This window comes from Streptomyces sp. LUP47B (genome assembly GCF_001746295.1).
Taxonomy (GTDB): Bacteria; Actinomycetota; Actinomycetes; order Streptomycetales; family Streptomycetaceae; genus Streptomyces.
Genome location: NZ_MJAH01000025.1, coordinates 39,479 through 64,485 on the forward strand (window position 1 = coordinate 39,479; position 25,007 = coordinate 64,485).

39 protein-coding genes are annotated in these 25,007 nt (G+C 69.3%); 19 read left to right on the forward strand and 20 right to left on the reverse strand.

Annotation, left to right across the window (positions count from 1 at the left end):
• Positions 1 to 36: 36 nt before the first annotated feature.
• From BFN33_RS51585 to BFN33_RS45025, 12 genes are all read right to left on the reverse strand, one after another.
• Positions 37 to 504, reverse strand: a complete 468-nt coding sequence (locus BFN33_RS51585; RefSeq protein WP_069766014.1) for a hypothetical protein — start codon at positions 502 to 504, stop codon at positions 37 to 39.
• On the reverse strand, positions 485 to 970 hold the full coding sequence (locus BFN33_RS44975; protein ID WP_069766015.1) for a hypothetical protein: 486 nt from the start codon (positions 968 to 970) through the stop codon (positions 485 to 487). The genes BFN33_RS51585 and BFN33_RS44975 overlap by 20 nt, the downstream gene beginning before the upstream one ends.
• A complete protein-coding gene (locus BFN33_RS51590) occupies positions 967 to 1,767 on the reverse strand; it encodes a hypothetical protein (protein WP_069766016.1) in 801 nt (266 codons plus the stop codon). Before BFN33_RS51590 ends, BFN33_RS44975 begins: the two co-directional genes overlap by 4 nt.
• A 2-nt stretch (positions 1,768 to 1,769) precedes the next feature.
• A complete protein-coding gene (locus BFN33_RS44985; RefSeq protein WP_069766017.1) occupies positions 1,770 to 2,207 on the reverse strand; it encodes a hypothetical protein in 438 nt (145 codons plus the stop codon).
• The gene (locus BFN33_RS44990; protein ID WP_069766018.1) at positions 2,204 to 2,884 is read right to left on the reverse strand and encodes a hypothetical protein; all 681 of its coding nucleotides are present in this window, start codon (positions 2,882 to 2,884) and stop codon (positions 2,204 to 2,206) included. The genes BFN33_RS44985 and BFN33_RS44990 overlap by 4 nt, the downstream gene beginning before the upstream one ends.
• Before the next feature lie 2 nt (positions 2,885 to 2,886).
• Positions 2,887 to 3,321 (reverse strand): hypothetical protein, encoded by a 435-nt coding sequence (locus BFN33_RS52885; protein ID WP_141758070.1) that lies wholly within the window; start codon positions 3,319 to 3,321, stop codon positions 2,887 to 2,889.
• A 19-nt stretch (positions 3,322 to 3,340) separates the two neighbouring features.
• The gene (locus tag BFN33_RS45000) at positions 3,341 to 3,583 is read right to left on the reverse strand and encodes a DUF6011 domain-containing protein (RefSeq protein WP_069766020.1); all 243 of its coding nucleotides are present in this window, start codon (positions 3,581 to 3,583) and stop codon (positions 3,341 to 3,343) included.
• Positions 3,580 to 3,861, reverse strand: a complete 282-nt coding sequence (locus BFN33_RS45005) for a hypothetical protein (RefSeq protein WP_069766021.1) — start codon at positions 3,859 to 3,861, stop codon at positions 3,580 to 3,582. Before BFN33_RS45005 ends, BFN33_RS45000 begins: the two co-directional genes overlap by 4 nt.
• Positions 3,861 to 4,397: a hypothetical protein gene (locus tag BFN33_RS45010; RefSeq protein ID WP_069766022.1), complete on the reverse strand. Its 537-nt coding sequence runs from the start codon at positions 4,395 to 4,397 to the stop codon at positions 3,861 to 3,863. The genes BFN33_RS45005 and BFN33_RS45010 overlap by 1 nt, the downstream gene beginning before the upstream one ends.
• Positions 4,398 to 4,399: 2 nt before the next feature.
• Positions 4,400 to 5,188 carry a hypothetical protein gene (locus BFN33_RS45015; protein ID WP_069766023.1) on the reverse strand — a complete coding sequence of 263 codons (789 nt, stop codon included), beginning with the start codon at positions 5,186 to 5,188 and terminating at the stop codon, positions 4,400 to 4,402.
• Positions 5,185 to 5,379 (reverse strand): hypothetical protein, encoded by a 195-nt coding sequence (locus BFN33_RS45020; RefSeq protein ID WP_069766024.1) that lies wholly within the window; start codon positions 5,377 to 5,379, stop codon positions 5,185 to 5,187. Before BFN33_RS45020 ends, BFN33_RS45015 begins: the two co-directional genes overlap by 4 nt.
• Before the next feature lie 95 nt (positions 5,380 to 5,474).
• Positions 5,475 to 5,711, reverse strand: a complete 237-nt coding sequence (locus BFN33_RS45025; RefSeq protein ID WP_069766025.1) for a hypothetical protein — start codon at positions 5,709 to 5,711, stop codon at positions 5,475 to 5,477.
• Between the two features lie 365 nt (positions 5,712 to 6,076).
• Here BFN33_RS45025 and BFN33_RS53745 point away from each other — a divergent pair, with 365 nt between their 5' ends.
• On the forward strand, positions 6,077 to 6,322 hold the full coding sequence (locus tag BFN33_RS53745) for a hypothetical protein (protein ID WP_256096056.1): 246 nt from the start codon (positions 6,077 to 6,079) through the stop codon (positions 6,320 to 6,322).
• A gap of 14 nt (positions 6,323 to 6,336) precedes the next feature.
• On the opposite strand, the gene BFN33_RS45035 is transcribed toward BFN33_RS53745, so the two are convergent.
• The 3 genes from BFN33_RS45035 to BFN33_RS54995 all read right to left on the reverse strand — a co-directional run bounded on the left by BFN33_RS45035 (position 6,337) and on the right by BFN33_RS54995 (position 7,552).
• Positions 6,337 to 6,609, reverse strand: a complete 273-nt coding sequence (locus tag BFN33_RS45035; protein ID WP_069766026.1) for a DUF6225 family protein — start codon at positions 6,607 to 6,609, stop codon at positions 6,337 to 6,339.
• A gap of 105 nt (positions 6,610 to 6,714) precedes the next feature.
• Positions 6,715 to 6,948: a hypothetical protein gene (locus tag BFN33_RS45040; RefSeq protein WP_069744763.1), complete on the reverse strand. Its 234-nt coding sequence runs from the start codon at positions 6,946 to 6,948 to the stop codon at positions 6,715 to 6,717.
• Between the two features lie 16 nt (positions 6,949 to 6,964).
• Positions 6,965 to 7,552, reverse strand: a complete 588-nt coding sequence (locus tag BFN33_RS54995) for a hypothetical protein (protein WP_069766027.1) — start codon at positions 7,550 to 7,552, stop codon at positions 6,965 to 6,967.
• A 96-nt stretch (positions 7,553 to 7,648) separates the two neighbouring features.
• Here BFN33_RS54995 and BFN33_RS53535 point away from each other — a divergent pair, with 96 nt between their 5' ends.
• Complete coding sequence (locus tag BFN33_RS53535; protein WP_176742634.1) at positions 7,649 to 7,813, forward strand: hypothetical protein; 165 nt, start codon at positions 7,649 to 7,651, stop codon at positions 7,811 to 7,813.
• Positions 7,814 to 7,853: 40 nt separating this feature from the next.
• Here the strand turns inward: BFN33_RS53535 and BFN33_RS45050 are convergent, their stop codons facing one another.
• The 5 genes from BFN33_RS45050 to BFN33_RS45070 all read right to left on the reverse strand — a co-directional run bounded on the left by BFN33_RS45050 (position 7,854) and on the right by BFN33_RS45070 (position 12,478).
• Positions 7,854 to 8,783, reverse strand: a complete 930-nt coding sequence (locus tag BFN33_RS45050) for a DnaB-like helicase C-terminal domain-containing protein (RefSeq protein WP_069766028.1) — start codon at positions 8,781 to 8,783, stop codon at positions 7,854 to 7,856.
• On the reverse strand, positions 8,776 to 10,116 hold the full coding sequence (locus BFN33_RS45055; protein WP_069766029.1) for a hypothetical protein: 1,341 nt from the start codon (positions 10,114 to 10,116) through the stop codon (positions 8,776 to 8,778). The genes BFN33_RS45050 and BFN33_RS45055 overlap by 8 nt, the downstream gene beginning before the upstream one ends.
• Before the next feature lie 236 nt (positions 10,117 to 10,352).
• Positions 10,353 to 10,610, reverse strand: coding sequence for a hypothetical protein (locus tag BFN33_RS45060; protein ID WP_069766030.1), 258 nt, complete (start codon positions 10,608 to 10,610; stop codon positions 10,353 to 10,355).
• 205 nt (positions 10,611 to 10,815) lie between these two features.
• Positions 10,816 to 12,021 carry a helix-turn-helix transcriptional regulator gene (locus BFN33_RS45065; protein WP_069766031.1) on the reverse strand — a complete coding sequence of 402 codons (1,206 nt, stop codon included), beginning with the start codon at positions 12,019 to 12,021 and terminating at the stop codon, positions 10,816 to 10,818.
• A gap of 181 nt (positions 12,022 to 12,202) precedes the next feature.
• Positions 12,203 to 12,478 carry a MarR family transcriptional regulator gene (locus BFN33_RS45070; protein ID WP_141758071.1) on the reverse strand — a complete coding sequence of 92 codons (276 nt, stop codon included), beginning with the start codon at positions 12,476 to 12,478 and terminating at the stop codon, positions 12,203 to 12,205.
• A gap of 171 nt (positions 12,479 to 12,649) precedes the next feature.
• Here BFN33_RS45070 and BFN33_RS45075 point away from each other — a divergent pair, with 171 nt between their 5' ends.
• From BFN33_RS45075 to BFN33_RS45155, 17 genes are all read left to right on the forward strand, one after another.
• The gene (locus BFN33_RS45075; protein WP_069766033.1) at positions 12,650 to 13,054 is read left to right on the forward strand and encodes a hypothetical protein; all 405 of its coding nucleotides are present in this window, start codon (positions 12,650 to 12,652) and stop codon (positions 13,052 to 13,054) included.
• Positions 13,054 to 13,383, forward strand: coding sequence for a hypothetical protein (locus tag BFN33_RS45080; RefSeq protein ID WP_069744748.1), 330 nt, complete (start codon positions 13,054 to 13,056; stop codon positions 13,381 to 13,383). The genes BFN33_RS45075 and BFN33_RS45080 overlap by 1 nt, the downstream gene beginning before the upstream one ends.
• A complete protein-coding gene (locus tag BFN33_RS45085; RefSeq protein ID WP_069744747.1) occupies positions 13,383 to 13,562 on the forward strand; it encodes a hypothetical protein in 180 nt (59 codons plus the stop codon). The genes BFN33_RS45080 and BFN33_RS45085 overlap by 1 nt, the downstream gene beginning before the upstream one ends.
• Complete coding sequence (locus BFN33_RS45090) at positions 13,559 to 13,945, forward strand: hypothetical protein (protein ID WP_069766034.1); 387 nt, start codon at positions 13,559 to 13,561, stop codon at positions 13,943 to 13,945. Before BFN33_RS45085 ends, BFN33_RS45090 begins: the two co-directional genes overlap by 4 nt.
• Positions 13,942 to 14,343 (forward strand): hypothetical protein, encoded by a 402-nt coding sequence (locus tag BFN33_RS45095; protein WP_069766035.1) that lies wholly within the window; start codon positions 13,942 to 13,944, stop codon positions 14,341 to 14,343. The genes BFN33_RS45090 and BFN33_RS45095 overlap by 4 nt, the downstream gene beginning before the upstream one ends.
• Before the next feature lie 16 nt (positions 14,344 to 14,359).
• Positions 14,360 to 14,599 (forward strand): hypothetical protein, encoded by a 240-nt coding sequence (locus tag BFN33_RS45100; RefSeq protein WP_069766036.1) that lies wholly within the window; start codon positions 14,360 to 14,362, stop codon positions 14,597 to 14,599.
• A gap of 106 nt (positions 14,600 to 14,705) precedes the next feature.
• Positions 14,706 to 14,966: a hypothetical protein gene (locus tag BFN33_RS45105; protein ID WP_069766037.1), complete on the forward strand. Its 261-nt coding sequence runs from the start codon at positions 14,706 to 14,708 to the stop codon at positions 14,964 to 14,966.
• A gap of 44 nt (positions 14,967 to 15,010) precedes the next feature.
• Positions 15,011 to 16,213 (forward strand): hypothetical protein, encoded by a 1,203-nt coding sequence (locus tag BFN33_RS45110; RefSeq protein WP_069766038.1) that lies wholly within the window; start codon positions 15,011 to 15,013, stop codon positions 16,211 to 16,213.
• Positions 16,214 to 16,250: 37 nt separating this feature from the next.
• Positions 16,251 to 16,805, forward strand: a complete 555-nt coding sequence (locus BFN33_RS45115) for a hypothetical protein (RefSeq protein ID WP_069766039.1) — start codon at positions 16,251 to 16,253, stop codon at positions 16,803 to 16,805.
• The gene (locus tag BFN33_RS45120) at positions 16,802 to 17,026 is read left to right on the forward strand and encodes a hypothetical protein (RefSeq protein WP_069766040.1); all 225 of its coding nucleotides are present in this window, start codon (positions 16,802 to 16,804) and stop codon (positions 17,024 to 17,026) included. The genes BFN33_RS45115 and BFN33_RS45120 overlap by 4 nt, the downstream gene beginning before the upstream one ends.
• A 121-nt stretch (positions 17,027 to 17,147) precedes the next feature.
• Positions 17,148 to 19,295, forward strand: coding sequence for a hypothetical protein (locus tag BFN33_RS45125; RefSeq protein WP_069766041.1), 2,148 nt, complete (start codon positions 17,148 to 17,150; stop codon positions 19,293 to 19,295).
• An 11-nt stretch (positions 19,296 to 19,306) separates the two neighbouring features.
• Positions 19,307 to 19,795 carry a conjugal transfer protein TraB gene (locus tag BFN33_RS45130; protein WP_256123046.1) on the forward strand — a complete coding sequence of 163 codons (489 nt, stop codon included), beginning with the start codon at positions 19,307 to 19,309 and terminating at the stop codon, positions 19,793 to 19,795.
• Positions 19,796 to 19,827: 32 nt separating this feature from the next.
• Positions 19,828 to 22,125 carry a hypothetical protein gene (locus BFN33_RS55000; RefSeq protein WP_069766042.1) on the forward strand — a complete coding sequence of 766 codons (2,298 nt, stop codon included), beginning with the start codon at positions 19,828 to 19,830 and terminating at the stop codon, positions 22,123 to 22,125.
• A gap of 25 nt (positions 22,126 to 22,150) precedes the next feature.
• The gene (locus BFN33_RS45140) at positions 22,151 to 22,717 is read left to right on the forward strand and encodes a hypothetical protein (RefSeq protein WP_069766043.1); all 567 of its coding nucleotides are present in this window, start codon (positions 22,151 to 22,153) and stop codon (positions 22,715 to 22,717) included.
• Between the two features lie 15 nt (positions 22,718 to 22,732).
• Positions 22,733 to 23,410: a restriction endonuclease gene (locus BFN33_RS45145; protein ID WP_069766044.1), complete on the forward strand. Its 678-nt coding sequence runs from the start codon at positions 22,733 to 22,735 to the stop codon at positions 23,408 to 23,410.
• Between the two features lie 178 nt (positions 23,411 to 23,588).
• Positions 23,589 to 24,047, forward strand: coding sequence for a hypothetical protein (locus BFN33_RS45150; RefSeq protein ID WP_069766045.1), 459 nt, complete (start codon positions 23,589 to 23,591; stop codon positions 24,045 to 24,047).
• Positions 24,048 to 24,116: 69 nt separating this feature from the next.
• A complete protein-coding gene (locus tag BFN33_RS45155; RefSeq protein ID WP_069766046.1) occupies positions 24,117 to 24,794 on the forward strand; it encodes a DUF6221 family protein in 678 nt (225 codons plus the stop codon).
• Positions 24,795 to 25,007 lie beyond the last annotated feature (213 nt).

The following is a 25,007-nucleotide window of genomic DNA, read 5'->3' on the forward strand; positions in this document are numbered from 1 at the left end:
GGCCTGGTGGCCGCCAGGCGGGCGTGTAGGCAGGTTCTACTGCCCGTTGCCGAACGTGCCGCCCGGCCCGCTGGTGCCGTGGGCCTGCTGGGCGCGAGCCGACTCCACCGCCGCATCCAGCAGCACCCCCAGCGTGTCCTCCAGCAAGCCCGTGAACCCTGCCTTCAGCGGCTGGTGGAACAGCGCCTCGAGTTGGTCCCGGTCGCGGGTGGCCTGCGCGCCGAGGAAGCGCATGGCGAGGCTGATGTGCGGGGGCAGGTCGTCCAGGTCGGTGCCCGCGTACGGGTCGAAGATGGCGAGGCCGTAGCGGGGGCCGCCGGGCGGCTGGTAGCGGATGGGCCAGATCGCGGTTTCGGCGAGGGACTGCCACAGCCGGTAGGTGCGGTCGGGTCCTTTGCGGGTGATGGCGGTGAGCTCGGCGGCCGCGGCCTGCGGGCGGTCGTGCAGGGCGTGGTGTATCGCTGCCCGCAGGTGGCGGTCGTCGTCAACGAAGTGCTGTGCCATGCGGGTCAGTCTGCCGGGCGTAGGGGCGGCGGCGCAGGCCTCCGCGGGGTCCGAAGTCGATGATCTCGCACGGCTGGTCGGCGTCCGGGTTGTCGTAGAGCAGGATGCATGAGCCGTCCTTGCTGCCGTAGAACTGGGCGTCCGGTCGGTCGGGCTGGTAGATGTGCCGGGCCAGGCACTGGTTGCCGGTGGTGAAGTCGACCTTGTCGGGGCAGAGGCGTTGCCGCATGGAGCGGAAGGCGTCGGCTTGGGAGGGCCACCATTCCATCCAGCGGCGTTCGTTCCACTCGTCTTCGTTCTTCACCGCGTTCCAGATCCCGTACAGGATCTTTCCGCGGCCGGGCTGGAAGCTCTCCATGATGCTCAACGTGTTCTCCGTGGGGATGGGGATGGTCTGCTGCCCGGCGAGCGGCTCCGGGGCGGGCTGTGAGAGACGCTGCTCCACGGCCTTGAGGCTCAGCGTCACATGCCCTCCAGGGGCAGTTCCGCCTGGACGTCAGTGTTCCCGGCCGCCTGCCACTTTTCCCGGTAGCGGCGCGCATCGTAGGAGCACTCCTGGCGGGCGTGGAATATCGCCGAGTCGTCGCCGAGGTCGGGCCGCCACAGGTTCGGGCCCGGGAAGCGGGCGGCCTGCATGCGGGCGGTTATGGCCTCTCCGCAGGACAGGCAGTGCCCGGCCGGAATCGCCATCAGTTCCTCGGTCAGGACCATCTGGGCGCGGACCTTGTCCTCGGTCAGTTCGTGGGAGCAGGGCGGGAGTTCGCCGCAGGCCTTGCAGACGGCGTAGTGCTCGGGCAGCACGTCCCATCGGAAGGAAGCGCGGCCGCGCAGGTGTACGGGCTTGGCCTGGGGCTTGCCGTCGGGGCGCAGGACGACGCTGACGGGCCGGTCTCGCCATGTCTCTTGGGTGGGCCGGTCGTCGCGGCGGCGGGGGTCCAGGGGGTGGGCGTCCAGGTGGAGGCTTTGCCAGCGGTCCAGTTCGTCGGCGAAGGCCTGGTGCCACTTCTCGCCCCACAGGTCCGGGGGAATCTCGCGGACCTCTACCACCCGGTATGGAGAGCGCTGGAAGACGACCAGGGTGTCCGGCTCGAGGGTGACGATCTGTTCGTCCCGCGTGCGGTCGGCGATGCGGTCGTCGCGGCGCCGCTGCGCGCTGGAGGATTGCCCGTACCGGGAGGGTCCGAGGCGGGGGAAGGTGACCGCGAAGCCGGTCTTGGTCGGGGTGCGCGGGCTCCAGTACTCCCGCCCGTTGATGGTGACCATGGTCAGTCTTCCTTCGTGGCGGGGATGACGGTGAACTGGCCAGCGTCTTCGCGGATGGTGTCGCCGAACAGGGCCGGGATCCGCTTATCGCCGACGATGACGGTCAGGCCGATCGTCTCGAGGCGGCCGTTGACGGTGCCGGTGCGCATCTTGGACGGCTCGCACCACTCGAAGATGCTGGTCAGGTTCTCCGGGGTGAGGACGCGCTCGTCGGGCGCGTAGTCGATGTGGGGCATGCCGGCCATGACCATGGCACCGCAGTACGAGCAGTGGAACTGGCCGATCGGGGCGCCGACCAGCTGCTGCGGCTCCCACGGCCAGGGACAGCGCTCGCCCATCTCGTTGAGGGGGGCGCTGATGTGGAGGTCGCGGGTGAGGTCGATCTCCTTGGCGTCCTTCGGGTCGATGTCGGTCCAGGCCTGAACGAGCTTCGCGGTCACGTGGTGGGCTCCTTGTTCTCGAGGGCGTTGCGTACGGTCTCCATGGCGGCATCCCAGCCGTTCTCCCACTCCCCGGGAATAGCCGTGTCGCTGGGGGGTCCGGCCTCGGCGGCGTCCAGGACGCGCTTCTTGGCTTCGGTGAAGGTGCCGGAGGCGATCTCGATGGCGTGCACGGCGAGGTTCCGGACACCGCGCAGGATCTTGATGTGCTCGGCGACCTCCTCCATCGTGAGGGGGCGTTCGAGGGCGTCCCAGATCCGCATCTCCGCAACGTCTGCCATGTCGGCGGGGACCGCGGTGTCCTTGCGGGCGCGTTCGGCTTCCTTCTGCCAGGCGGCGGCGAGCTTCTGCATTGCGGCCAGGCGCGGTTCGGCCTCGGCGAGTTTAGCGGCGCGGGCCTGCTCAAGCTCGCGGGTCAGTCGCTTGACTTCGGCCTCGGCCGCCTCGGTCTGTTGCTCCAGGTGGGCCAGGCGGGCACGTCCGGACTTGGTGCAGGCCTTGAGCGCGAAGTGTTCGGCTTCTTCGGCCCAATCGATCAGGTTGGGCCAGGTCAGGGTGGGGCTGGCTTTGAGGACGCGGGCGAGTTCGTCGTGCCAGTGCGCCAGGTGCTCCTCCGGCATCCGAGCGGGCTGGTCGGTCACGAGGTGCTGGGAGCAGGTCGGCGGCTGGTCGGTCACTGCTACCTCCCGAAGATCGAGTCGTATATGGATTCGACGCGTTCGCGTATCCGCCGGTCTTCGACATGGTCCGGGGCGACGCATTCGTCTCGGCCGCAGCCGGCTCTCACGCGCCCTTCGGGGTCTCTGCCGTGCCGGATGAGGAAAGCGATGCGGTAGGCGGACCAGGCTCGCTTTTGGTAGCGGAAGACGGGGCAGCCATTGCTGTTGCGGTGTCCCTTCCAGAGGGCATGGCCGTCGGGGGCGAGGGTGACGCGCTGCCAGAACATGTCTTCGGGGCTTGCTGCGGGTTTCCTGCCGCCGACTCCCGTGTTTGGGATGTGGAGGGCTTTTCGGGCGGCGGCGACGTGGCGGCGGTGGATGTCGAGTTGTTGGGCTATGTGGGTGTTCGAGTGTCCGTTGTGGAGGAGGTGGGCGATGTCGGAGCGGACTTTCACGGGATTGGGTCTCCTTTCGTTAGAGGCTTTCCAGGGTCGGGGCGAAGTAGAAGAGCTCGAGGGCGGTTTGGCCGGGGATGGTGTCGGGGGCGGGTGGCACGGGTGCGGGCTTGAGCCGGGGCATGGCGCGGGCGCGGCGGCGCTGCTTCGGCGGGATCAGGCCGCGGTCCCGACCGCACTTCTCGCCGAACCCCCGCAGCTGGGACTCCTCGCTGGTCAGGCGCCGGGGGCAGAACCGGCAGCTGGTGCGCCGCTCCGTCACGTTGGCCTCCTCCTGCGGAGGTTGCGGACGGGCATGACGTCCGCCGTCCCGTCGGCGCGCTGAATACAGACGTTGCGGGGGCCCAACTTGCCCGTGGTGACGTGGGGGAGGTCGAGTGTGCGGTGGCCAGCGACGGGCCCGTAGCGGACGACGACGTGCACGGGCTGCCAGTCGCGGGGGCCGCGGTTCTCCCAGTACAGGGCCGGCGGCTCCGGGGTGGTGGCCTGTGTGGGGATGTCCAGGGCGAGCTGCTGCGTGCCGGTCCGGCCGCTAGCCATCAGGCATCCTGGCCGGTAGCGGCCGGGAAGACGTCCGGGTGCGCGGTCTTCCAGTCCAGCCAGCGCTTCGGGTAGATGCCGTGGTCGAGGTCCATTACCTGCTCCAGGGACAGCGGCCCGGGGTGCTTGGCGTACTCGTGCTCGCCGCCGCGCACCTTGGGCCCGGTGGGCACGAACAGAGGCCCGTACTGCCAGGTGACGACTCGGTAGCCCCAGTCGTCGGGCCCGTACTTCACGAACACGCGGGTGACGACGCGCCCTTCGACGTCGAGGGGGCGCTTCAGCATGCGCTGGCGTTCCCGGTCGCCGAGGAAGTAGTGGATGTACTCGTCGATGTACGAGGCGAGCATGGCGGCTTCGGTGTCGGTGGGTCGCTCCTGGCTGCCCCAGCTGTAGGGGCCGGTGTCGACGTCGATCCATGCGGCGATGTACTTCCACTCCGGGTTGAAGCTGGAGACGACGGGGATGCGCAGTGCGGTGAGCGGGTCGTCCTGGTTGGCGTCGGTGCCGAACGGCCATGCGGTGGTCTTGGGCACGGTCAGGCCTCCTTGGCGGGCGAGATGCCGCAGTCCGGCGCGCATAGTTCGTGGTCGCCTTCTGCGTGGGCCATCAGCCGCTCGTGCGTGGTGCACGGCTCACCGCCCGGCTCGCAGCCCCCGACGCTGCACGGGGTGGCCACGTACTCGGCCTCGTTCGCCTTCCGCTGGAAGCGCTCCATGAGCCGGAAGGCCGCGTCGGCGTGCCCGTTGAGGTTCTTGGCGGTGTAGACGGCGCCGGCTTCGTCGCAGATGTCGGCGACCTCGCGCAGGATGTCGGGCCGGTCGATGGGCGGCGGCAGCACGGCCAGCACCGCGTCCACGTCTTCCGTGGCATCGAAGTCGTTGCGCAGGTGCAGTTCGTGGAGCACCCGGGCGAGCTCTAGGCGTACCTCGGCGGGCTGTCCGGTGGGCGACGCGGCAGCAGCCGGCAGTTCGGCGAGGATTCCCGCGACGGCGCGGCACACGCGGTCGTGTTGCCCCGGGAATGTCGGGGTGTGGGGGCCGGGGATGGCTACGGCGTCCCAGAGGGCGTCGGCCTGCTGGACGGTGAGGCCGTGCGTCTGTCCGGTGGGCGGCGCGGCGGTCGGGGTCTCCTCGTCGTCGCCGTCCTCGATCCGCTGGATCACGGCCCGCATCTCGTCCGCCCACTCGGCGGGCACGTGGATGGGCACGTTGTCGCTGCGGCACGGTTCGGTGGCGAGGTGGCCGTGGTTGTCGCCGCGCCAGCACCACCAGCCGACCTGCGACAGCTGCTCGTCGGCGGCCTGCGGAGTCTGGTTGTGGGTCATGGTCGCAGTTCCCCTCGGTGCTGGAGCTCGGTGCGGAAGAGGTGGGCGACGGCGGGCAGTTCGTCACCGGGCTGCGCCGGACGGAAGCGGGCGGCCTGAGCGGCGTGGGTGTTGGCGAGGCTGAGGGCGGTCTGGAGAACCTCGGTGGGCTCCTCGCGGAACGGCCGGCCTGTGGGCTGCGGGTTGGTCACGGGCGTCGCCTCCAGGGGCGGTTGAGGGCGTGGTTCAGGCTCTCGCAGGTGCGGGCATGACGTTGCCCCCGCCCAGTCGGGGCGGGGGCGGGGGGTTAGGCGGGGAGGATTTCGGTGTGCTGGGTCCATCCCTTCATGTAGCGAGTGACGGCGTGGTCGGTGGTGACGTAGGCGCGGAGGCCAGGGTGGGGGGAGGTGAGGTTTTCGGTGAATTCGATGTAGTCGGGGTGGATGGTGGTGCCGACGGTGCCGGTCTTGATGAACTTGGTGGTGCCCTGGGGGGTGGTGCGGGTGATGCGGATGGTGGTGCCGGGGGTGAGGTTGGTGGTCATGGGTGCCCCCAGGGGTTGTGGTGCGGTGTGGTGGTTCCACCGTAACCCATAGTTCATGGCATAGCAATGGCGTGACGGCATTCCCGCACCCCGTAACCCCCACCTACGCCCACGCGTTGACCCAGACGTGACGAAGGGCCCGGCCGGAATCCACTCCCGACCGGGCCCTTGCCACACCCCGCCCCCTACCAACCGGCCCCACACCGGTGCACCCTGGACGGCAGTCGACAACCAGGGCGGTGGATGCCGGTGAACTGTCCCAACTGTGGCGGCCAGGCTCAGCAGGGCCCGGATGGGTCGTGGTCGTGTCCTCAGTGCGGTCCGATCTCGGGTTCGACACCCGGTCCGCGGGTAGGGTCGCCGTCGTGACCCGCCCCGTGAAGCCCGCCGCGTCCAGACTGCCGGATCAGAGCCCGGTGCAGACTGCTGCTGCCGCAGCCGCGTTCCTCGCCGGCCAGGAGATCACCACGACGGACTGCCGGGAGTGCGGCACGCAGACTTCCGGGGTGAACGGCCGGTATTCCTGCGGCGTTTGCGGGTGGTCTAACCACTGGTCAGAGGGCCACACGGTGTTGCCGCCCGCGAGCGAGGATCCCGACTTCAAGCCGTGAGGAACTGGTGCGGACTACTCGGCCCGCGCATACCGGCCCTCCGGATAGTCGCCGAACAAGTGGATGCCCTTTTCTGTCTCCGAGCGTTCCGGTGATGTAGAAGTGGCCGGCCAGTGGCTGATGACGTGCTCGGCGTCGACCAGGACGTAGTCGTGGTAGCCGTCGAAGTCGCCAGGGGAGTCGGCGATGCCGATGTGGATGGGTGCGTCTTCGGGGAGGTGGGCGATGGCTTCCCGAAGCTTGCGCGCGGTCCAGACGGTCGGCTTGTGGTCAAGGTTGTCGGGCATGCTGGGAGGCTATCCACTCGTGCCGTGGTGCGGGTGCATCTGTGACGCCTGACGCGAAGCAACCCCCGGTCGGATAGCGACCGGGGGTCCTCCAGCAGGGCGGCGCTACGGGCTTGCTGGTGGCCGCAGCCTGTAGTGGGGGCAGCGGTCCGGGTCGCCCCAGGACGTCTTGTGGGCCACGGTCGATCCGCACCAGGGGCACGGGAGAACGGGATACTGCGCGCTGCCTTCGACGCCGCAGTGGCCGACGTCCCCGAACTCGGTGCTGGAGTACACGGCGATGGCGGGCCGGCCGCAGGTGCACAACTCGCCGGTCTCCGCCAGACGCTGCTCGCTCATCAGCCCCTCCGGGACGTCAGTGGATGTCGGGAACGTACAGGCCGGCGGCCGCCCCGATCTGCACGACATCCATCGTGGGCTGCAACGCGGACGGCTTCCACCCGGTGGCCTCCTGGATAAAGCCGCCACTGTTCGCCACCGTGGCATTCCACCCACGGTCCACCACGGGTAGCCGCAGCCAGTTCAGCCGCTCCCCAGTCTCCTCGTTCACCGGGTGCGTGAAGTGCGTCAGGAAGTTCTCCGGCGGCACGTCCCCGAACAGCTTCACCAGCTGGGGGTCTGGTGGGGTGGTCAGCGTGTGAGGAGCCCACTCGTAGATGCCGGTGATCTCGGGCAAGGTGACGGTCCAGTAGATCTGAACTTCGCCCGGCCGAAAAAGGTCCGGCCACTTCCGGTGGTCGCTGTTCGCGTTCCCGTCAGCCCACAGCCGCCACAGATCAGCGGCGCTGATCTCGTCTGGCGAGTAGTCGTCCGCGATGCCGGCACCGCTCGGCTCGGCGAGCAGAACGAGTTCGACGGTCTGGGTGTATCGGCTCTCACGATTGGAGAACGTCCACTTGGTGCCGGGCGGGTAGGGCTGCACGGTGTTCTTGGCGCGGGGCATGAAGGCAGTCTTCCAGCCGGCACCGACAACCGGGCCGTCTTCCGGTGGGCCCGCGCGCGGGGCACAGTAGCGGTGGGCTTCGGAGGGGGATGCCGGGTGAACTTCGTCTTCTCGTGCGGCTGGTGCGGCGAGGACTGCGTGGTCTGGGGCCAGCCCATCATGTCCTGGTGGTCGCAGAAGTACTGGGTGGATGACTTCGACTGCTGGAACTGCGGGACGACCTGCACCCCACACGACCCGCCCTGGACTGAAGCCGACTGACGCCGGCGCCCCCAGACCGGATCCGGGGGCGCCGCGCGCGTCAGGGATACTGCGCCATGTCGACAAACCGTCCGTAGTGTCCCTGGTACGCCACGACGATGTTGGCGGCAGGACCGTGGCGATGCTTGGCCACGAACAGGTCGGCCTCGCCGACGCGCGGGGTGTCCCTCTCGTACGCGTCGTCACGGTGCAGCAGGATCAGCGTGTCGGAAGCGAAGGTGATGGCCCCGGATTCCCGCAGATCGTCCAGGCGTGGCCGCTTGTCCGCTCGCTGCTCGGGGCTCCGGTTCAGATGGGATGTGGCGACGACGGGAATGTTCAGCTCACGCGCCATCGTCTTCAGATCACGCACCACGTCTCCCACCTCACGCTCTCGCAGGTCGCTGCGCTTCTCGGGGCGAACGTCCTGAATGCCGTCGATGGCCACCAGGCGGACGTCCCGTTTCTCCACCATCTCGGCCGTCTCCAGTTGGATACGCCGCATGTCGGCGCGGGGGATGTCCCTGATGGACAGAGGCGCCGCCACGACCGTGGGCAGTCGCCGGACGAGGCGTGCCCAGTCCTCCTCGGTCATGGTCCCGGCGCGCATGTGGTGAATGGCGATGCGAGACTCTGCGGCCACCACCCGGCGGGTGAAGGACTGGCGGTTCTCCTCCAGCGTGAAGACCAGGGTGGGGATGCCGTTCTTGATGGCGTTGTGGCGGCAGATGTCCGACAGGAAGGTGGTCCGGCCCACGGCCGGCCTGGAGGCCACCACGGTCAGAGAGCCGGGCTCCAGGCCCCGCGTCAGGTAGTCGAGTTCCTCGAAACCTGTACCGAGCCCGGTCAACGTGTCGCCGCCCCCCTGCGCCACGGTCTCCAAGGTGTCCACCAGGCCTTCGCAGATGTCACCGATGAGGTCTGAGGCTTCCGCACCGGCTTCCTCGGTGGCGCCCGCCTGTTCCGTGATCGCTTCTTTTGCTTCAGCCACGTCGTCCCCCTGTCTTCACGATGCCCTGGCGCGCGACGGCAGACACACGCTTGGGCTCCTGGTTGATCACCACTGCTGGTACTGGCCTCTGCTGATCGCGGCACTCTTTGCACAGCCCATCGTCCAGGGCGGGACCGACAAGCTTGATCGGGACTCCGCCGCACACGGGGCCCACGCAGGTGCCGCGCTGGATTCCGTCAGCCGGGGCCCTACGCGCCGCTGGAACAGCCGCAGCAGTGCGCGTGGGCTCCGGTGCCGCCTTCTCCCGCTCGCGGTCCGCACGCCGGTCCACAGCCCGCATCTCGCATGACGTGCACGGCATGCCGCTGTCTACGTTCGTCCGTTCATCGCAGCGGGGGTCCCGGCACTCGGCGTCGTGCTTCAGCATCGTCACCAGCACGCCGACGGGCTTCTCGAGCGGGCCGGCCTGCTCCTTGCTGCTGTAGTACCGGTCCCACTTCGGCATCAACCGGTACGTGACCAGCTGCTCCACCGTCCGCCCGTCCGGGCTGTCGGGGTTCGTGGCGGCCAGCACTGCATCCACCAGAGACTTCGGGAGGCCCTTCGGCACCAGAGCCTTCAGCGGAGCGGGCAGGGCCGCTACGAAGGCGTCGTACTGGCGGCGTTCCTCTCGGGAGAATGGGGGCTTCGTCTTGCCGGACGCGGCGGAGCCGCCAGACCTCGAGGTCCTACTACCTGCAGAAGGCCTGCGGCCGTCAGGAACAGGTTTTTCGTCTTCTTCAGTCTTCTCTCCCACAGTCTTCTTAAAGAGTGCGGGGTCACCCGACTGTCGGGAATCCCTACACTCGGGGCCCACCTGCTGTTCTGTGTCGTTTCCGCAGGTCGCGCCCGAGTGCGGGTTTTCCGGCACTCGGGGAACGGCGACGCTGGGCGTCCGCTGGCGGCCCTTCGGCTGCAACTTGGCCCGCCGCTTGGCCGCGTTCGCCACAGCAGTCTTGGTGGGTTCGATGACCTGCACGACACGTACGCCGGGCTCTTTGGCCGCTTCAGCCAGCAGGGCCTGAATCTCTGCGTCTGTGGCCGGCGTGTCGTACACGCAGACCTCCGTTGACCACTGGTTGTTCTCGGACGCCATCAGGCGGATCTTCACCACGTACCGGGCCGCCTGGAGCAGCCCCATGGCGTTGGCCATGGCGTCGCGGCCGTACCCGTATTTGGCGCCGATCTCGGCCAGGGTGATGTCCCACCCGTCACGGTGACGGAGCAGGATGGTCAGCAGCGCGAGCGCCATGAAGTCCAGCTGGACTGCGTTGTCGACGGTCTCGTTGGGAACGGCGGCGTATTTCGGCGGCCGCCCGGAGCGCTTCCTCACCGCGCACCGCCGTGGGAGTGGTCACGTGGGTGACTACTTGGCACCGTGCGAAGTGCCGCTAGCATGGGCATGAAGCCTCGCTCTTTGACGTGGTGGAGCTTCTGAATCCAGCGGCTGCAAATCCGCTGGTGCTGCTTGGACGGCCTGGCACCTGAGTGAGCTGCGAACTCTCTCTGCTGGGCCGTCTTGCGTTTCCGGGTGCCGTGGCTGCGATCACGGCGGTCGGAGCGCGACCGTTAGTGCTTGTTCGGGCCTCGGCCACCACGTGGCGGGCCTGCCTTGAAGTACGCCAGGAAGACACCCCGTTCCATGGTTCGGGCGTTGCCGACCATGACGTAGGGGTGCCTGTCGGGTTCATCCCCGAACGGCCAGTCTTTGGCCTTGCGGGCGATGTACCGGAGGCCGTCTGGGGTGATGCTCTCCACCAGGCCCTCATCGATCAGGAGCTGAGCCCCTGTGGTGAAGGTGACGAAGGCGGGTTCTTTCGGGGTCACTGGCGATCACCAGCACCCTCGAACTTCGATGTTCTCGAAGTTGTCGCTACGCTCGGCACGTACGGATCCTTCTTCCTCAAGGTGGGGTCTCTGTACAGCCGGTACGCATTCGCAGTGCGCCGGCGTGGGAACGGTCGACGGTCTTACCCACCGATCGGCCGTTTCTGCTGTTCAGGGCGGTGAACGCATCCCCGTCACTCTCCTCTCACGCCGCGAGGGCGCTGATCGATGCGACGGTCTCCGCCGCAGTCTGGTTACCGGCGTACCGAGGCGCGGAGAGCATCCCCGCCACCCGATCCATCCGCTTCACAATCCACGAAATCTGGTCCTCCACAGGCAACGACAAGACCGGCGCCAGGGCATCGGCCGCACCCTCGACGTCGTCAAGCTGCACCCGAGCCGTAGCCAGATAGATGTGCGCCAGCCGCTCATCATCCAGCGACCGCTCCGCCACCGGACCGGACTGCCACAGCGCGATCGCCTCGAGGGCCTCGCTCTGCGCGCGTTCCGCGTCGTGCCCGCCCTCCAGCCAGATCAAAGACGATCCGGCGTAGTAGGACTGCTTCGCCCTCGAGAACCCGAACAGACCCTCCAGGGAGTCCGGCCGGCGGATCCGCTCCCGAGCAGACTCGGCAGCATCCAGCGCGGCGTTCGCCGCCCTCGAGTCCCCGAGATTGGCCAGACACTGGGCCTCACCACAGCGCAACCGGGCTTCCCCGGTTCCCTGCCCGTGGCCCACCCACTGGTAGCCGTCCCGCACGTACTCCAACGCCCGCCCGTAATCGCCCTGGAACCGGGCAATCAGCGACTTCGTGCCGGCCACCCACGCCGCCAGCTCCGCATCCCCGGCGAGTTCCGCGCACCGGCCCGCCGCAGTGGCGTGCTCGATCGCTTCGTCCGCGTCACCCATGTCGAGCAGCGCGTACGACAGAACCCCGGACAGGCGTCCCGCCGTGAGGTACAGGTCGGAACGGTCCTGCGTGCGGTGGTGCCCCGACCGTAGGCGTTCGAAGGCTTCACCGCGCAGGGCGTGCGCCCGGTCCATCATCGGCCCCGGGGGAGACGCCAGGTAGTCGACGGCCGTGGCCGACACGCCTTCCTGAAGCTCCGTGATGTCCAGATCCGCCAGGGCGGTCAGATCTCGCGACATGGCCAAGGCTGCCGCGCGGGTGCGGTGCACGGCCGCGGCCTCCCGCCGCTCCTGGTCCTCCCGCTGCCACTGCTCAACCAGCGCACCGTTCGCACCGGTCGCCTCGTCCGCAGCCTCCGCCACGCACAAAGGTGTCGGCCGGCGGCCGGTCTCGAAGTTGTGCAGCGACGTGCGGTCATAGCGGACACGCTGCGCCAGGTCCGCGAGGGACATGTGGGCAGCCAACCGCCACTCACGGAGGAGTTCCGGGAAGGTCGTCATGCCGTGAGTCTTCCTCCTCTCCGCTCGTACCGGCAGGGCCGGGAGCCCTGTTCGCCGCGTTTGTCTGTTGGCAAATCCGTGTCGGCCTGATTGCCAACAGCAGCCTCAACTCCAGTGGGTGCGACCGGTGCTGGCATGGAGTCAGCACTGATCCACGTCCCTTGGAGAGACTGCCGTGACGTCACGAGTCGTCGCCCCCTTCCGCCTTGCGCCGTTCGTCGCGCTTGGCGAAGTGGACGCCGTGCTGCGGCTTCCGGGCCTCGAAGTACGCCTCCACCGGCTCCCAAGGGAGCTGGTAGTAGCGGCCGACCTTCTTCCACTCCCCCTTGGGGACGGGGAAGTCCGGGTCGTTGTGGGCGAGCTGCTGGACTCGCTGCTTGCTGAGATCAACGCGTCTGGCGATCTCGGCGAGCGTCACCATCTCTGGCGCCCTCCCTTCCTCGGTCTTCTTCGGCACATCTCCATCTTGCCCCATGATGTTGACCCAAGTCTATATCAGTGGTCTACTGGACATACAGCACGACCCCGGGCCAGCTTTCGCCGGACCGGGGTCGCGTGTCCGGAGCGGTGTTGGAGCACCGCAAGGGACTTGGAACCGCCCTACCTGCCACAACAGGAGGTTGATCCCGTGAAGAAGGATCGCACAGCAACCCTTTCCAGGGCACCGCACCTCGGCGACTTCGTCCACCAGGACGTCATCCCGATGCCGGGCCGGCTTGCGGTGGACTACTACGACTGGGACCTGCACCTCGGGTTCAGCGTCCCCCTCAACGAGGTCACCGCCGGCACCCTCGTCACCGCCACCGGCACGATCGCCGCGGTGGTCCGCCTGTCCGGCGGCCGCGCGATGGCCGTCATCACGACCGCCGACGGCAACAGCGCGCACGTCCTGCTGAACGCGGACATCGTCCGCATGGTGACCCCGGCCCTGTACCGCGGGAACCGGCTGAACGTTCGCGGCACCGTCACCCGCACCACCGTCTCTCAGCCCGCCGGGATCGTCGCGGGCGGCGTGAACGTGGAGATCGTCTGATGGCTACCACCACCCCGACCCCGGCCCGTACCTCTCGTTACCACTACGCGGCGATGCGTCGCGCTGAGGACGCGGCCCGCAGCCTGTCCGTTCGGCACTCCATCGTCGGCTTTCTCGGCTCGGAGCCGGCCACCGACATCGCCGACATGGCGGCCGTACGCGACTCCTACTACCGACTGGCCGCCGCCCACCGCGTAGCCGCGCGGAAGCGGGAGCGGGCCGAGAACCGGACGCTGGCCTGGGCTGCGTTCCGGGAGGGCCCGGCCGCATACATCGGCTGCACCGTCCGCTCCTGGGCGTACCGCATTCGTGGGGCGGTGTCCCGCTGATGGCCGCGGTGATGCCGGACCGTACGGTCCTCGAACGCTTCCCCGCTGGCGGCCCCCGCGGCTCCTGGCCCGCCGAGGAGTTCGCCGCCGACCGCCGCATGGCCGGCGAGCCCGCCGAGGTCGTCATGGACCTCGCCACGGACAGCTTCTTCGTCATCATCCGAGGCGGTGCCCGATGAGCGAGCCGACCCCCGAGACCCCGGACACCCCCAACTCGCCGGAGCAGGCCGCGCTGGAGCTCTACCACCAGCTCGTCAACCTGTCCCCGGACAACGGCGACCGCGCACTTCTCATCAGCGTCCGCCTCCCCAACGCCCAGCTCGTCGGCGACGTGTGGCTGTCCGCCGAGGATGTCGAGCAGCTCATCGACGGCACGCTGACGATCGCCCAGCACCGCATGGCCTACGGGGACCCCGAGCCCGCCGCGGCCCCGCTTCAGCGCGACGAGGACGACGTCGACCCCTGGCCGCGCCTGTCGCAGAACGACATCACCGACGACGCCGTGGAAGACCTGGCCGCCGAGTTCCAGGCGTTCCTGAAGTCCGAAGGCGGCCAGGCATGACCAGCACCAACCCGGTCCACACCGCCGGCAACGCGGTCCCGCCGCTGGGCGGGGAGCTGGAGGGCCTGTTCGAGGACCTGGCCGCCGTCCACGACGTGGGCGTCGACCAGATCCTCTCCGGCCTCCGCCACATCGCCCTCAACCGGCACACCGTCGACCGCACCCAAACCCTCATCGCCGTCCTCGCCGGCGGCGCCGACAGCCTCAACATCGTCGCCCTCATCGGACAGATCATCGCCCGCCTCGCCGACGCCGACACCAACCCCGCCCTCCACACCCTCCCGCTGGACCAGCAGAAGCAGGCCCGCCGCGAAGGCCAGAACACCGCCCACTGGCACACCGACCCCGACCTCGCCCAAACCGCATCCGAAACCAGCGCCGCCATCACCGGCAACTAACCCGAGAGGACCCCTCATGACCGCCACCACCGGACTCGCCACCATCACCGGCGCCGAGGCCTACGCCAAGGCCGTGGAACACGCCGAGCAGGGCGAAAAGCACATCGGCATCGACTCCCGCATCGCCGAGCAGCACTTCGCCGCCGCTACCGCATACGCCACGATCGCGCGCGCCGAGCGTTCCGCCAGCAACGGCGCCCGGCCCGGCTGCTACCCCGACGGCGGCTGGAAGCAGCACACCCACCCCAACGACTAACCACCCACCCCGGGCCTCTGGCCCGGCTCGAGTCCGCCCCACCACCCCCCCCAGTGGGGCGGGCCCGAGCCAGCCCAGCACCCACCAACCACCGGAAGGACCCGCCGTGCTGTTCCTCATCCTCATCGCCCTCCTCTCCCCACTCATCGCCTGGTCTCTCTGGATCGCCTACGCACCCCCCAAGACCACCAAGACCCCCACCACCGGCCCGGAATTCGCCACCGCCCACGGCAACGACTCCAGCACCTGGACCGCCGCCGACTTCGAAGCCGAGTTCGTCTTCGCCGAGATCGACGTCCAGGCCGCCTGGACGATCGCCCACCCCAAAAAGACCCCCCAGGCCACCGACATCAAGCCCGCCGCCTGACCACCCGCCAGTCACCCCCACCCGATCCCAGGAAGGACCCGCCCATGCTCTCCACAGTGCAGAACGCGGCCGAGCAGATGCCCTGGCAGGCATGGGCCGCCCTCCTCGCCCTCACCACCCTCGCCATCGGCCAAATCCTTGGCCGCCGCACCCGCCCCGACACCAACCGCAAGCCCCGCGACAAGGCCAAGCAGCGCACCCTCATCGGCCTCCTCGGCATGGGCCTCGTCGCCCTCCTCGGCTTCGGGCTCTCCGCCAACACCTCGATCGTCTTCGCCCAGGCTCGACTCCACATGGTCGCCCCCTGGACCCTCACCGTCGGCCTCGCCCTCGAGGGCATCGTCCTCGGCCTCACCGTGTACTCCTGGGCCTTCGAGGACAAGGGCACCGCGCGCGCCGCATACCTCCTCGTCTTCGCGCAGGCCATCGGCGCCGTCGAGGTCGTCCGCTTCCAGCACGAGGACATCGGCACCGCAGCCGTCCGCATCGTCGGCCCCGTGATGCTCGCCTACGGCCTTCACAAGCTCCTCGGTCTCGAGACGAAGCTCAAGAAGATCGAGATCAAGTCCGACAGCATCCTGGCCCGCTGGTGGCGCGACCGCCTCAAGCGCCTCGAGAGCAAGCTCGGCATCGGATCCCGCGGCGCCGACGCCCAGGCCATCAGCCGCCGCAACGCCCAAGACCGCCTCGTCACCCTCGCCACCCTCGGCAAGCCCTGGTGGGCCATCGGCACGTTCGGCACCCGCCGCTACGAGAAGGCCCTCATGCGCGCCGGCGACGCCTCCTTCCACGGACTCAACGACACCCTCGACGAACTCGGCACGGAGATGCGGATCACCACCCGCATCGACCGCATGGGCGCCTTCAAGAACCTCCCGAACCGGACCGAGGACTACACCCTGCGCTCCCTGCGCCCCGCTGTAGGCCCGCAGGGCGCACCGGACGCTGCGCCCGACGACATAAGCGGTCTGACCAGCGAGGGCGCACCAGGGCGCACCCCAGGGCCCACCACGGGCGCGCCCGAGGCGACCCCCGGCGAGGCGCAGGCGAGCAAGAGGCCCGAGGCAGGCGATGGCGACCGTCGCAGGCTCGCCTTCGACCTCTACTTCGACCTCCGCGGCACCGGATCCGCCCCCTCCCAGAACGCCTTCGAGCAGGCCTGGCGGAAGGCCGGATACGGGCTGAAGACCGACGACATCCGCGCCCTCTACAAGGACATCCACACCAAAGTCACCGGCAACAACTGATCCCCGAACCAACCAGACCAGGAGAGAGACAGAACCCATGGACATCAACGCTCTGTTCGAGAAGAACGGGATGCGCGACTTCACCGCCGAGCAGCGCGACACGTTCATGAACGACGGGCAGCAGATCCGGCAGATGCAGCGCATCGTCCAGGCCCGCCTCACCCAGATCAGCCTCGACGGCGACCGCCCCGGCGCCGCGGGCCGGCGGGCCCGGAAGATGGCGAAGAAGTTCGGCAAGCTCGCTCACCTGCTGGAACAGGCCGCCGCGCAGTGCGAGGCCATCAACACCGCCTACGTCCACGACATCCTCGAGCTGCCCGACAGGCGCCTGAAGGCCATCGCGGCCAAGGAGAACCGGCGTCAGCGTCTCGGGATCGCGGCGTCCGGTGTGCAGGAGCAGATCGCGGGCTCCCTGAACACCAGCGTGAACACCTTCCACGGCATCGGAGCGACGAATCCGCAGGTCACGCCGCTGGCGCAGGCCCCGCAGTACCACACGGCCACCCCGTCCTACGCCTACCCGGCCCCGCCCGCCCACCAGCCCACGAGCAGCATCGCCGACCTCTTCCCGAACATCGGGGAGACCGGGTGAACGCGCAGCAGAAGGCCGCCCAGACGCGCCTCGCGAACCAGGCCGCCCACTACAACACCGCCCAAGCCAAGGCGGCCGAACAAGGGCCGATGCACCTCATCACGTTCTGGACCAGCGTGTGCCGCAAGCTCGCCAAGGACGCGTTGGAGAACGGCGACCCATCGGTCGCGAACCGGCTCGCCTCCGTCCTCAATGACTTCTACCAACGTCACATCCAGTGACCATCGTCATCATCATCACCCCCCGAAAACGAGGTGATGACGGCCCCAACGCGCGTGCGCAACGCGCGTGCGCGAGGGTCCCCGATCCGACTACAGCCTGTCAACCCCGAAAGGAGGAGGAATGAGCAGCAACGACGACCAGACCACCGGCAGCAACGTCTTCCCGTTCCCCCGGATCGGGTTCACCCTCACCCCCACCACCGGCCCGGCCGGCACCCCGGACACGGCCGGCGCGAGCACGACCACGGCCCCCGACTGGGACGCCGTCACCGTCACCAACAGCGGCCGCCGCAGCCCCCTCGACGCCCTGAACGCGCTCCCCGACCCCGGCCTCACCGCCCCCCTCGTCCCCTACACGGCGCCCCCCGCCCCCGGCACCGTCCCGGACACCTTCCGCGGCGAACCCGCACCCGACCTCGTCGGCCCCCGCATCGGCGCACTGTCCCTGGCCGCCTGCCTGGCCGTCGCGGTGGCCGCCCTGCGCGGCACCCACACCGTCCTGTCGACCTGGTGGGAGAACCGTCAGGCCCGGGCCGCGGAGAGTGCCCCGCTGCGGGAGGCCCGCGCCAAGCACCAGGCGGCCATGCAGGCCATCGGCGACAAGGCGGCCGAGCAGCGCGCCAAGGCAGCCTCCAAGGTGCCCTCGAGTTCGGAGTTCGGGCGGAAGACGCTGGGCGGGGGAGGACGCTCCGGAGGATCCGGCAGTTCCGGGCGTTCCGGTGGCTCGGGCAAGAGCGGCGGGAGCGGCAGTGGCGGATCGTCAGGGCGGAAGCCGTCCGGCCGCTCCGGGTCCGGCAACAGCTCCTCGAGTGGCCGCGGATCGTCCGGGCACGCGTCTGGTGGCCGCGGCAAGACGCCCTCGAAGACGCCGACCACACCCGGCAGCAAGAAGACCCCCACCAACACCAGCCAGCGCAAAAACACATCGGGCAAGACGGCGCCCGGTCGCGGCAAATCCCCCAGCAGTTCGTCGACCAGCCCGGCGATGGAGCGCGGCCGCCGACGCCAGGACCGCACCGACAAACGCCAGGCCGCCCGCCTCAAGCGGAAAGCAGACCGGCAGGCCGCACGCCTGAAGGACCAGGCCAAGGACCACGCCGCCGACCGCACCCGCAAGGAAGCCGCCAAGGACGCCCGCCGGGAAGCCCGCGCCAAGGCGCGCACCGCACGCACGGAGGACAAGAGGGCCAAGAAGGAAGAGAAGAAGGCCGCCCCCGGGTCGCTGGGCAACGCGGTCCGGAAGGAAGCCGCGCGCCGCCTGAAGAAGCGCCGCAAGACGCTCACCCCCATCCTCAGCAAGGCCAAGACGCCGAAAACCCCCAAGGCCGCAGGCAAGGACACCGCGGACAAGGCCAGCTCCCCAAAGGGCACGAAGCCCGGAGCGGGCAAGCCGGGCACCGCAGGCACCAAGCCGCCGAAGAAGAGGACCAGCCGGATTCGCTGGGGCAAGCGCGCCAGCAAGCGCAAGGGCCGCCGCACCCCAGGCGCCGGCGGATGGCGCTTCCCCGGAAGCACGCCAGGTCCCGGCACCACCAGCACGCCCCCGCCCGGTGGTGGCCGTACGCGGCGCAGCCCCTTCGAGAGCGCCGCCCACACCGCGCCCACCACCTACACCGTCACCAGCGACCACGTCCCCGGCAGCCGCGCCAAGCGGTGGGAGCCCGACGGCCTGACCACCGGCGCCCCCGCGCTCCCCGCGACCGGGCCGGCCGCCCTCGACGCGGCCCCCACCACCGCGTTCCCGCGGCCCGGCACCACCCGCCCCAAGGAGGCCCGCCCCATGCCCCCCACACCCGCACGCCAAGACCCGCGCCTCGTCAAAGCCCGCCACCAGGCCGCCCGCACCGGCCAGCAAGTCATCGCCCAAGCCCGCCACATGGACGCCCAGCACGAAACAGAGATCACCCTCGACGACGCCCTCGACGAATACGGCGACTTCAAGGACGACGGCTTCAAAACCCACGACCAGGCATCCAAGCTCGCCGCCCGCGGACGCAAACTCCAAGGCGTCCTCGCCCTGTTCGCCGAAGAACTCGCCACCGACCACAACGTCGTCGGCGCCCTGTTCTCCGCCGCGATGGCCCGCATGTCCGAGTCCATGGACCTCCTGGCCCGCATGTCCGACGAAATGCAGATTTCCTCCCTTGAGGCCGCCGAACTGGCGGAGGCCGCGGACAACGACCTCAACGACGCCTACCGGCCCATCACCCAGGCCACCGCCGACGCCGGCCTGGCCACCCCCTCCGCGCCTATCCACAACCAGAGCTGAAGGAGACAGCCATGAGCGACGGAACCGCCATCGAACCGACCTCCGTACAGACCGCAGCCGAAGCCGGCGGCAGTGCACCCGTCCCCGCGGGTGGGGAGGCGGAGCGGCCCACCTGGTCCGGCGCCATCTTCGGCATCCTCAACTTCGTCACCCTCGCCCTAAGGATCATGGCCCTCGCCGCCGCGGCCGCCATCCTCAAAGAGCAACTGCACCTCCTCAAGGCGCGCATGCACCAGGACGCGCAGCGCGCCCGGCGCCTCGCCGGGCACCTCGCCCAGGCTGGTGCCGACGCCCACTTCCAGGCGCAGGCCTTCGAGGTTGCTGCCGCCTTCGACCGCGTCGCCGAGGCCTCCGGTGAAGTGGCGAACGCCGCCGACGGTATGGAAGCCGACGCCAACGGTGTCCGCGACGCCCACCAGGCCGAGTACGGCGGCATCTACGAAGCCGTGCAGGCCTCCCCCTACGCCCAGCCCAAGCCCGGCTTCAACCGCGTCCGCTAACCCACCCCAACCCTGCTGAAGGAGGAACCATCGTGGCCGTCACCCAGACGACACCCGCCCCCGCCGCCGACGGCCCCCGCCTCGTTCCCGCCCGCTCCATCCGCCGCCGCGCCCGCCTGGAGCGCCTCACCTACGGTGCTGCCGCCCTCGGTATCACCATCGCCCCCCACAACCCCGACTGGTGGCCCGCCCACCTCGGCGCCGCAGGCCTCGCCGCCGGAACCCTCTGGCGCCTCTTCGACAAGTGGGGCCAGACCCCCCTCGGCCAGCCCCACGCAGGCTTCCTCAAGACCTGCCAGAAAGCCCTCCCGGTCCTCACCGGCGCCGGCATCTACCTCACCAACCTCCTCATGCCCGGCACCCCGTGGTGGGAGTACGCCGACGGCGCCGCCTGGGCCGCCCTGATGGGCCTCACCACGCCCCTCACCCACGCCGCGAACCTCCTCGCCCTCGTCCCCACCCCCGACCCGGAGACGCCCGAGCTCGAGGCCGCAGCCCCCGCACAACCCGCGAACTTCGCCGAGTACCGGGCCATGCAGTGGACGGCCTCCGACGCCGGCCGCGACACCCAACTCACAGGCGTCCGCCAGTACTGCGACAACCAGGGCCGCCCCCTGCCCGACTTCGACGCCATCGTCGTCGCCCAGCAGGGCAAGCCCGTCCCCACCCCCAACCCCACCACCCTGGCCGCCGCCTTCGACATGCCCGAAGGCACCGTCACCCTCCACCCCATCGACGGCTCCGGACCCGGCCGCAAACTCCTCACCGCACGCCCCACCGAACACGCCACCCAGGCCATCCAGAACAACGACCCCGTCCACCAGATCTGGAACCAGAAGATCGCCACCCCCGGCGGCGGCGCCCCCGGCATGCTCCTCACCAGCTACCGCGCAGAGCCCAACCGCATCGCCCTGCGCGTCGAAGCCCCCGAAGACCAGCTCATCCAGCTCAACCAGAAACTCATCGCCCGAGGCTTCGGCTACAAGGACACCAGCCTCGTCATGGTCGAAACCGACAGCCTCGGCGACGGCCTCATCTCCCTCTACAAGGAGCACCCCCTGCTGAACGTCCGCGAAGCCACCCGCGAAGACCTCACCATGGCCCCCGACGGCACCATCGCACTCGGTCAGCAGCCCGACGCCCGCACCGGCCGCGTCCCCCTCTACGACCCGCAGATGGGCGCCATCACCGACCTGTACGTCGGCGCCCCCGGAGCCGGAAAGTCCGTCACCCTGCTCCACGTCATCGCCGCCGAACGCCTCTCCGGCATCGTCTCCATCGTCGCCGACGCCCAGGACGGCATGTCCCTTCCCGAGGTCGACGGGCGCGTCTTCCACTTCGGCAAGGGCATCGCCGCCACCGCCGCGACCCTCGCCGCCGCCAACGACCTCGGCAAATACCGGGAGAAGATCAGCGCCGAGAACGGCTGGGGCTCCTTCGAGATCGGCAACCCCTGGCCGCTCGTCAACGTCACCCTCGACGAACTGAACCGCATCCTGTCCGCCGACGCCGTCGTACCCCGCCCCTTCCGCAAGTGGGTCACCGGCCTCGTCGGAGACACCCAGTCCACCGGCCGCAAGCTCGGCCTCGGCATCCGCTTCGCCGCCCAGTCCATCCACCTCGCCGACCTCGGCGACAAGGACCGCATCCGCGCCAACGCCAAGAACGGCACCGTCTGGCTCGGCCGCACCAACTCCTCCACCACCCAGCACATGGCCCGCGACGGCGTCCTGCCCCCCGGCGTCGAAATCGCCCCCATCCCCCGCTACTTCGGAACCGGCGGCAACAACGCCATCGACGCCGCGTTCGAAGGCAAGGAAGCCAAGCACGGCCCGATCACCGCGGGCATGGCCAACATCATCAACGGCGGCAGCCTCTTCACTAACCGCACCTGGTTCGCCCGCAAGGAGAACAAGACCTACCCGCACCTCATCAACCTCATGGAATCCAGCCCCATCCCGTGGCTGACCGAGCAGGAGGTCGTCGTCTTCGGGATCTCCTACCAGCGGTGGCTGGCCTTCGCCGAGGCACTCCTGGCCGGAGAAGGCGAAGAGGGAATCCAGGAGGCCGTGGACGCGCACCAGGGCGTCGTGGGCAAGCAGGCCGCGTTCCTCGCCGACGACGACGAAGACGACCAGCCGTCCGCCGGCTCCATCAAGGACCGCATCCTCGACCTCCTCGCCGACGGCCAGCCCTGGCCCCTCAAAGACGTCCGCCACCGCCTCGACGACGTCGCCCCCGGCAGCGTCAACAACGCCATGACCGAACTCCGCGAAGCCGGCCACGTCCAGCCTGCCGGATCCCGCGGCACCTACCAGATCACCAACTAACCCCGCCCCGAAGGAGCACCCGCCCGTGACCACCCAGCCCGGCCACCGCCCCGCCGCCACCCCGGCCGGGCCCCACACCCCCGACACCCTCCACCGCGCCGCCCAGATCGCCGCAGCCGTCGACGCCGTCTACGAACAGCCCACCGCCATTCGCATCAACGACCCCGACATCCCCTCCTGGCAGGACGGGCCCCGCATCGGCACCACACCAGCCATCACCAACCAGCCCGGCGCACGACGACCCGCCATGAGCCAGCGCGCCGTCGACCTCAACACCACGATCCTCTCCAGCAGCGTCCTCGTCGCATCCCTCGGAGGAGCAACCTGCGCCGTCCTCTGGGCCTCCAGCGTCGCCAACTCCACGGTCATCCAGTGGATCTGCGGCTGCGCCGTAGCCGTCCCCGCCGCCCTCGCCGTCGCCGCTCTCGCCTTCAAGAGCTTCATGAAAAGCGCCAAGGACGTCGTCCAGGCCGCCCCGCCCCAGATCAACCAGTACTACACCGGCTACGTCGACCAGCGCTCCACCCACCAGAACACCCAGACCCGCGGCGTCATCGCCGTCACCAAGAACACCCCCGAACTTCCCCGCTAACCCCAGGAGCCCGCCATGGCCGCCACCCACACCCCGACCCGCCGCACCCGCAACACCCGCACACGCCGCCGCACCCGGCGCTTACCCCGCCTCGGCGGCTGGTGGATCGCCGTCATCCTCTCCGTCATCGCCGTCGCCAGGACCTGGCCCCTTTACACCGGCGCCGTCACCGCCCTCATAGCTGTAGCCGCCGTCATCGCCGTCGTACGCCCCCGACGACTCGCCCGCCCCCTCGGCTGGGCCACCACCCTCATCCACATCATCAACACCTACCGCACCCGCATGCCCGCCCCCGGACACCGCACCCTCGACGCCTTCCTCGCCATGAACCCCACCCAGTTCGAACACGCCATCACCGCCCTCGCCCGCGAAGACCGCAACGTCACCTACGCCCAGCAAGTCGGCCAAGCCAACGACCGCGGCGCCGACGTACTCATCCAAGTCCGCGGCCGCCGCATCCTCATCCAGTGCAAACACCACCAACCCGGCCACAACGTCAGCTCCGAAACCATCCAGATCACCAACGGCGTCTACCGCGACATCCACCACTGCGACGCCGCCATCATCGTCACCACCGCCGGCTTCACCGCATCCGCCATCGCCACCAACACGATGCTTCCCGCACCCATCCGGCTCGTCGACGGCCACGCCCTCACCACCTGGGCCAACAACGGCACCCCACCCTGGACATGACCCCCACGCGGGGGAAGAGGAAGCCACCTCAGACAAACCGCCGAATCTACGGCAGCATCAACACCACAGCCCGGGAACAAGGCAGTCCCCCCGCCCCAACGCCCAGGCCCACGGCCCCACCACCCGGCAACCCCCCGTCCGGGCAGGTGGGGCCGACCCCTATCCCGGGAGGCCAGCCGTGAACCGCCCTCACCGCAAGCTGAAACTCAACAACCGCACGACAACACCCCAACCAGTCACGATCGCCGAATGGGACGTGACACCCGGCCTCCACGAATGGATCGAAAGCGAGATCAAGCAGCGAGAAGACACGGCCGCCCCACTGGTAGGTCTCGGGACGTGCCCCGACTGGGGCCACTGCCAACCCGACTGCACACACCCGGTCGCCACCAACAACGCCACCGACATCCTGCGCCGCTGCACCGCCGACCGGAAGATCCTCGCCGCACACCCCTACACAACGCGCGTCATCAACCCGGCCTACGGCCCCCACTCCGCCGGATTCGGCTGCGAGACCTGCCACGACTGGGACGGCGTCCCCGAAGGACGCGGCAACTGCGCCACCATCCTCGCCCTCGCCGAAGCCTACGGACTCGAACCACCAGGCGAACAAGACGTCGAGATCATCCCCGGCTGACCAGCAGATCGAAGCCCGGACCGGTCCACGCCGGATTCGCGCGCGTGAGGCGCAGAGAGGGAGCAGGGCATGCCTGACCTGTACGGATGGATCGTGGAGCAGATCACGGCTCAGGAGGTGGTTGCCCGGGCGGCAACGGACGGCCCGTGGAGTCTGCATCCCTGCCGGACCGATGAGCCGGGCGTTCTTGAGGTTCGCCATGGGGAGCAGCGCGGGACTGACATTGTCACGGATGCCTACACGGCGGACGCCTGGCATATCGCCGTGAACGGGCCGAACGTCGCACTGCGCCGGTGCGCTGCCGACCGGAAGCTCCTCGCCCTGCACAAGCCGCGCGGCGTGGACTGGGATGCCGAAGGCCGCGACTGGGCCGGGAACCCGTACGTGTGTGAGGGGTGCGGGCAGGAGGGCATCTGCCAGGACTGGGTGACCGAGCACGCCAACGACTGCCCCGTCCTCCTGGCGATAGCTGAGGGGTACGGGCTGACGGAGACGGAGCGGGCGGTCCTGGACAGGCCGCGGTGGGAGCCGGCCCGGTCTTGCGGGCCGTCGGTGCTCGGGGAAGCCGTGGCGAGGGCGTGGGAGACGGCGGTACGTGCGTCCCTTCAGGCTTCCGGTGTCTCCAGGGAGGCCTTCGTGCTCAGTGATTCGGTGGAGCCGAGTCCGAAGGAGAAGGCTTTGAGCATCCTTGAGCCCGAGCTGCGGACTATTCGGCTGTACCGGCCGGCCGAGGGCCCTAAGCCCTAAGTTACCGGCTGGTTCGGGTGCGACCTGCGGAAACGCGGGCCCCGAAGCCCCACTCAGTCCATGAACGAGCCGTCCCGACGCACCTGATGCCGCGACAAGACGTGCTTGCACTGCGGGCAATGCCGGATCGTCCCCCGCTTCACGAACAGGCTGATCCCGCACGTCATCAAATGCCCGAACCCCGCCGCCAGGCTCTGGCCGGCCCGGCTCAGC

Excerpts from the sequence above, each read along its gene's own strand:
- BFN33_RS45025 (WP_069766025.1), bottom strand. The coding sequence starts at position 5,711 with ATGACCACCAACCTCACCCCCGGCACCACCATCCGCATCACCCGCACC.
- BFN33_RS51585 (WP_069766014.1), bottom strand. The coding sequence starts at position 504 with ATGGCACAGCACTTCGTTGACGACGACCGCCACCTGCGGGCAGCGATA.
- BFN33_RS51590 (WP_069766016.1), bottom strand. The coding sequence starts at position 1,767 with ATGGTCACCATCAACGGGCGGGAGTACTGGAGCCCGCGCACCCCGACC.
- BFN33_RS45035 (WP_069766026.1), bottom strand. The coding sequence starts at position 6,609 with ATGCCCGACAACCTTGACCACAAGCCGACCGTCTGGACCGCGCGCAAG.
- BFN33_RS45005 (WP_069766021.1), bottom strand. The coding sequence starts at position 3,861 with ATGGCTAGCGGCCGGACCGGCACGCAGCAGCTCGCCCTGGACATCCCC.
- BFN33_RS45085 (WP_069744747.1), top strand. The coding sequence starts at position 13,383 with ATGGCCGCGGTGATGCCGGACCGTACGGTCCTCGAACGCTTCCCCGCT.
- BFN33_RS45080 (WP_069744748.1), top strand. The coding sequence starts at position 13,054 with ATGGCTACCACCACCCCGACCCCGGCCCGTACCTCTCGTTACCACTAC.
- BFN33_RS45155 (WP_069766046.1), top strand. The coding sequence starts at position 24,117 with ATGCCTGACCTGTACGGATGGATCGTGGAGCAGATCACGGCTCAGGAG.
- BFN33_RS45100 (WP_069766036.1), top strand. The coding sequence starts at position 14,360 with ATGACCGCCACCACCGGACTCGCCACCATCACCGGCGCCGAGGCCTAC.
- BFN33_RS45090 (WP_069766034.1), top strand. The coding sequence starts at position 13,559 with ATGAGCGAGCCGACCCCCGAGACCCCGGACACCCCCAACTCGCCGGAG.
- BFN33_RS45130 (WP_256123046.1), top strand. The coding sequence starts at position 19,307 with ATGAGCGACGGAACCGCCATCGAACCGACCTCCGTACAGACCGCAGCC.
- BFN33_RS45065 (WP_069766031.1), bottom strand. The coding sequence starts at position 12,021 with ATGACGACCTTCCCGGAACTCCTCCGTGAGTGGCGGTTGGCTGCCCAC.
- BFN33_RS45115 (WP_069766039.1), top strand. The coding sequence starts at position 16,251 with ATGGACATCAACGCTCTGTTCGAGAAGAACGGGATGCGCGACTTCACC.
- BFN33_RS45040 (WP_069744763.1), bottom strand. The coding sequence starts at position 6,948 with ATGAGCGAGCAGCGTCTGGCGGAGACCGGCGAGTTGTGCACCTGCGGC.
- BFN33_RS54995 (WP_069766027.1), bottom strand. The coding sequence starts at position 7,552 with ATGCCCCGCGCCAAGAACACCGTGCAGCCCTACCCGCCCGGCACCAAG.
- BFN33_RS45015 (WP_069766023.1), bottom strand. The coding sequence starts at position 5,188 with ATGACCCACAACCAGACTCCGCAGGCCGCCGACGAGCAGCTGTCGCAG.
- BFN33_RS45095 (WP_069766035.1), top strand. The coding sequence starts at position 13,942 with ATGACCAGCACCAACCCGGTCCACACCGCCGGCAACGCGGTCCCGCCG.
- BFN33_RS45145 (WP_069766044.1), top strand. The coding sequence starts at position 22,733 with ATGGCCGCCACCCACACCCCGACCCGCCGCACCCGCAACACCCGCACA.
- BFN33_RS45125 (WP_069766041.1), top strand. The coding sequence starts at position 17,148 with ATGAGCAGCAACGACGACCAGACCACCGGCAGCAACGTCTTCCCGTTC.
- BFN33_RS45110 (WP_069766038.1), top strand. The coding sequence starts at position 15,011 with ATGCTCTCCACAGTGCAGAACGCGGCCGAGCAGATGCCCTGGCAGGCA.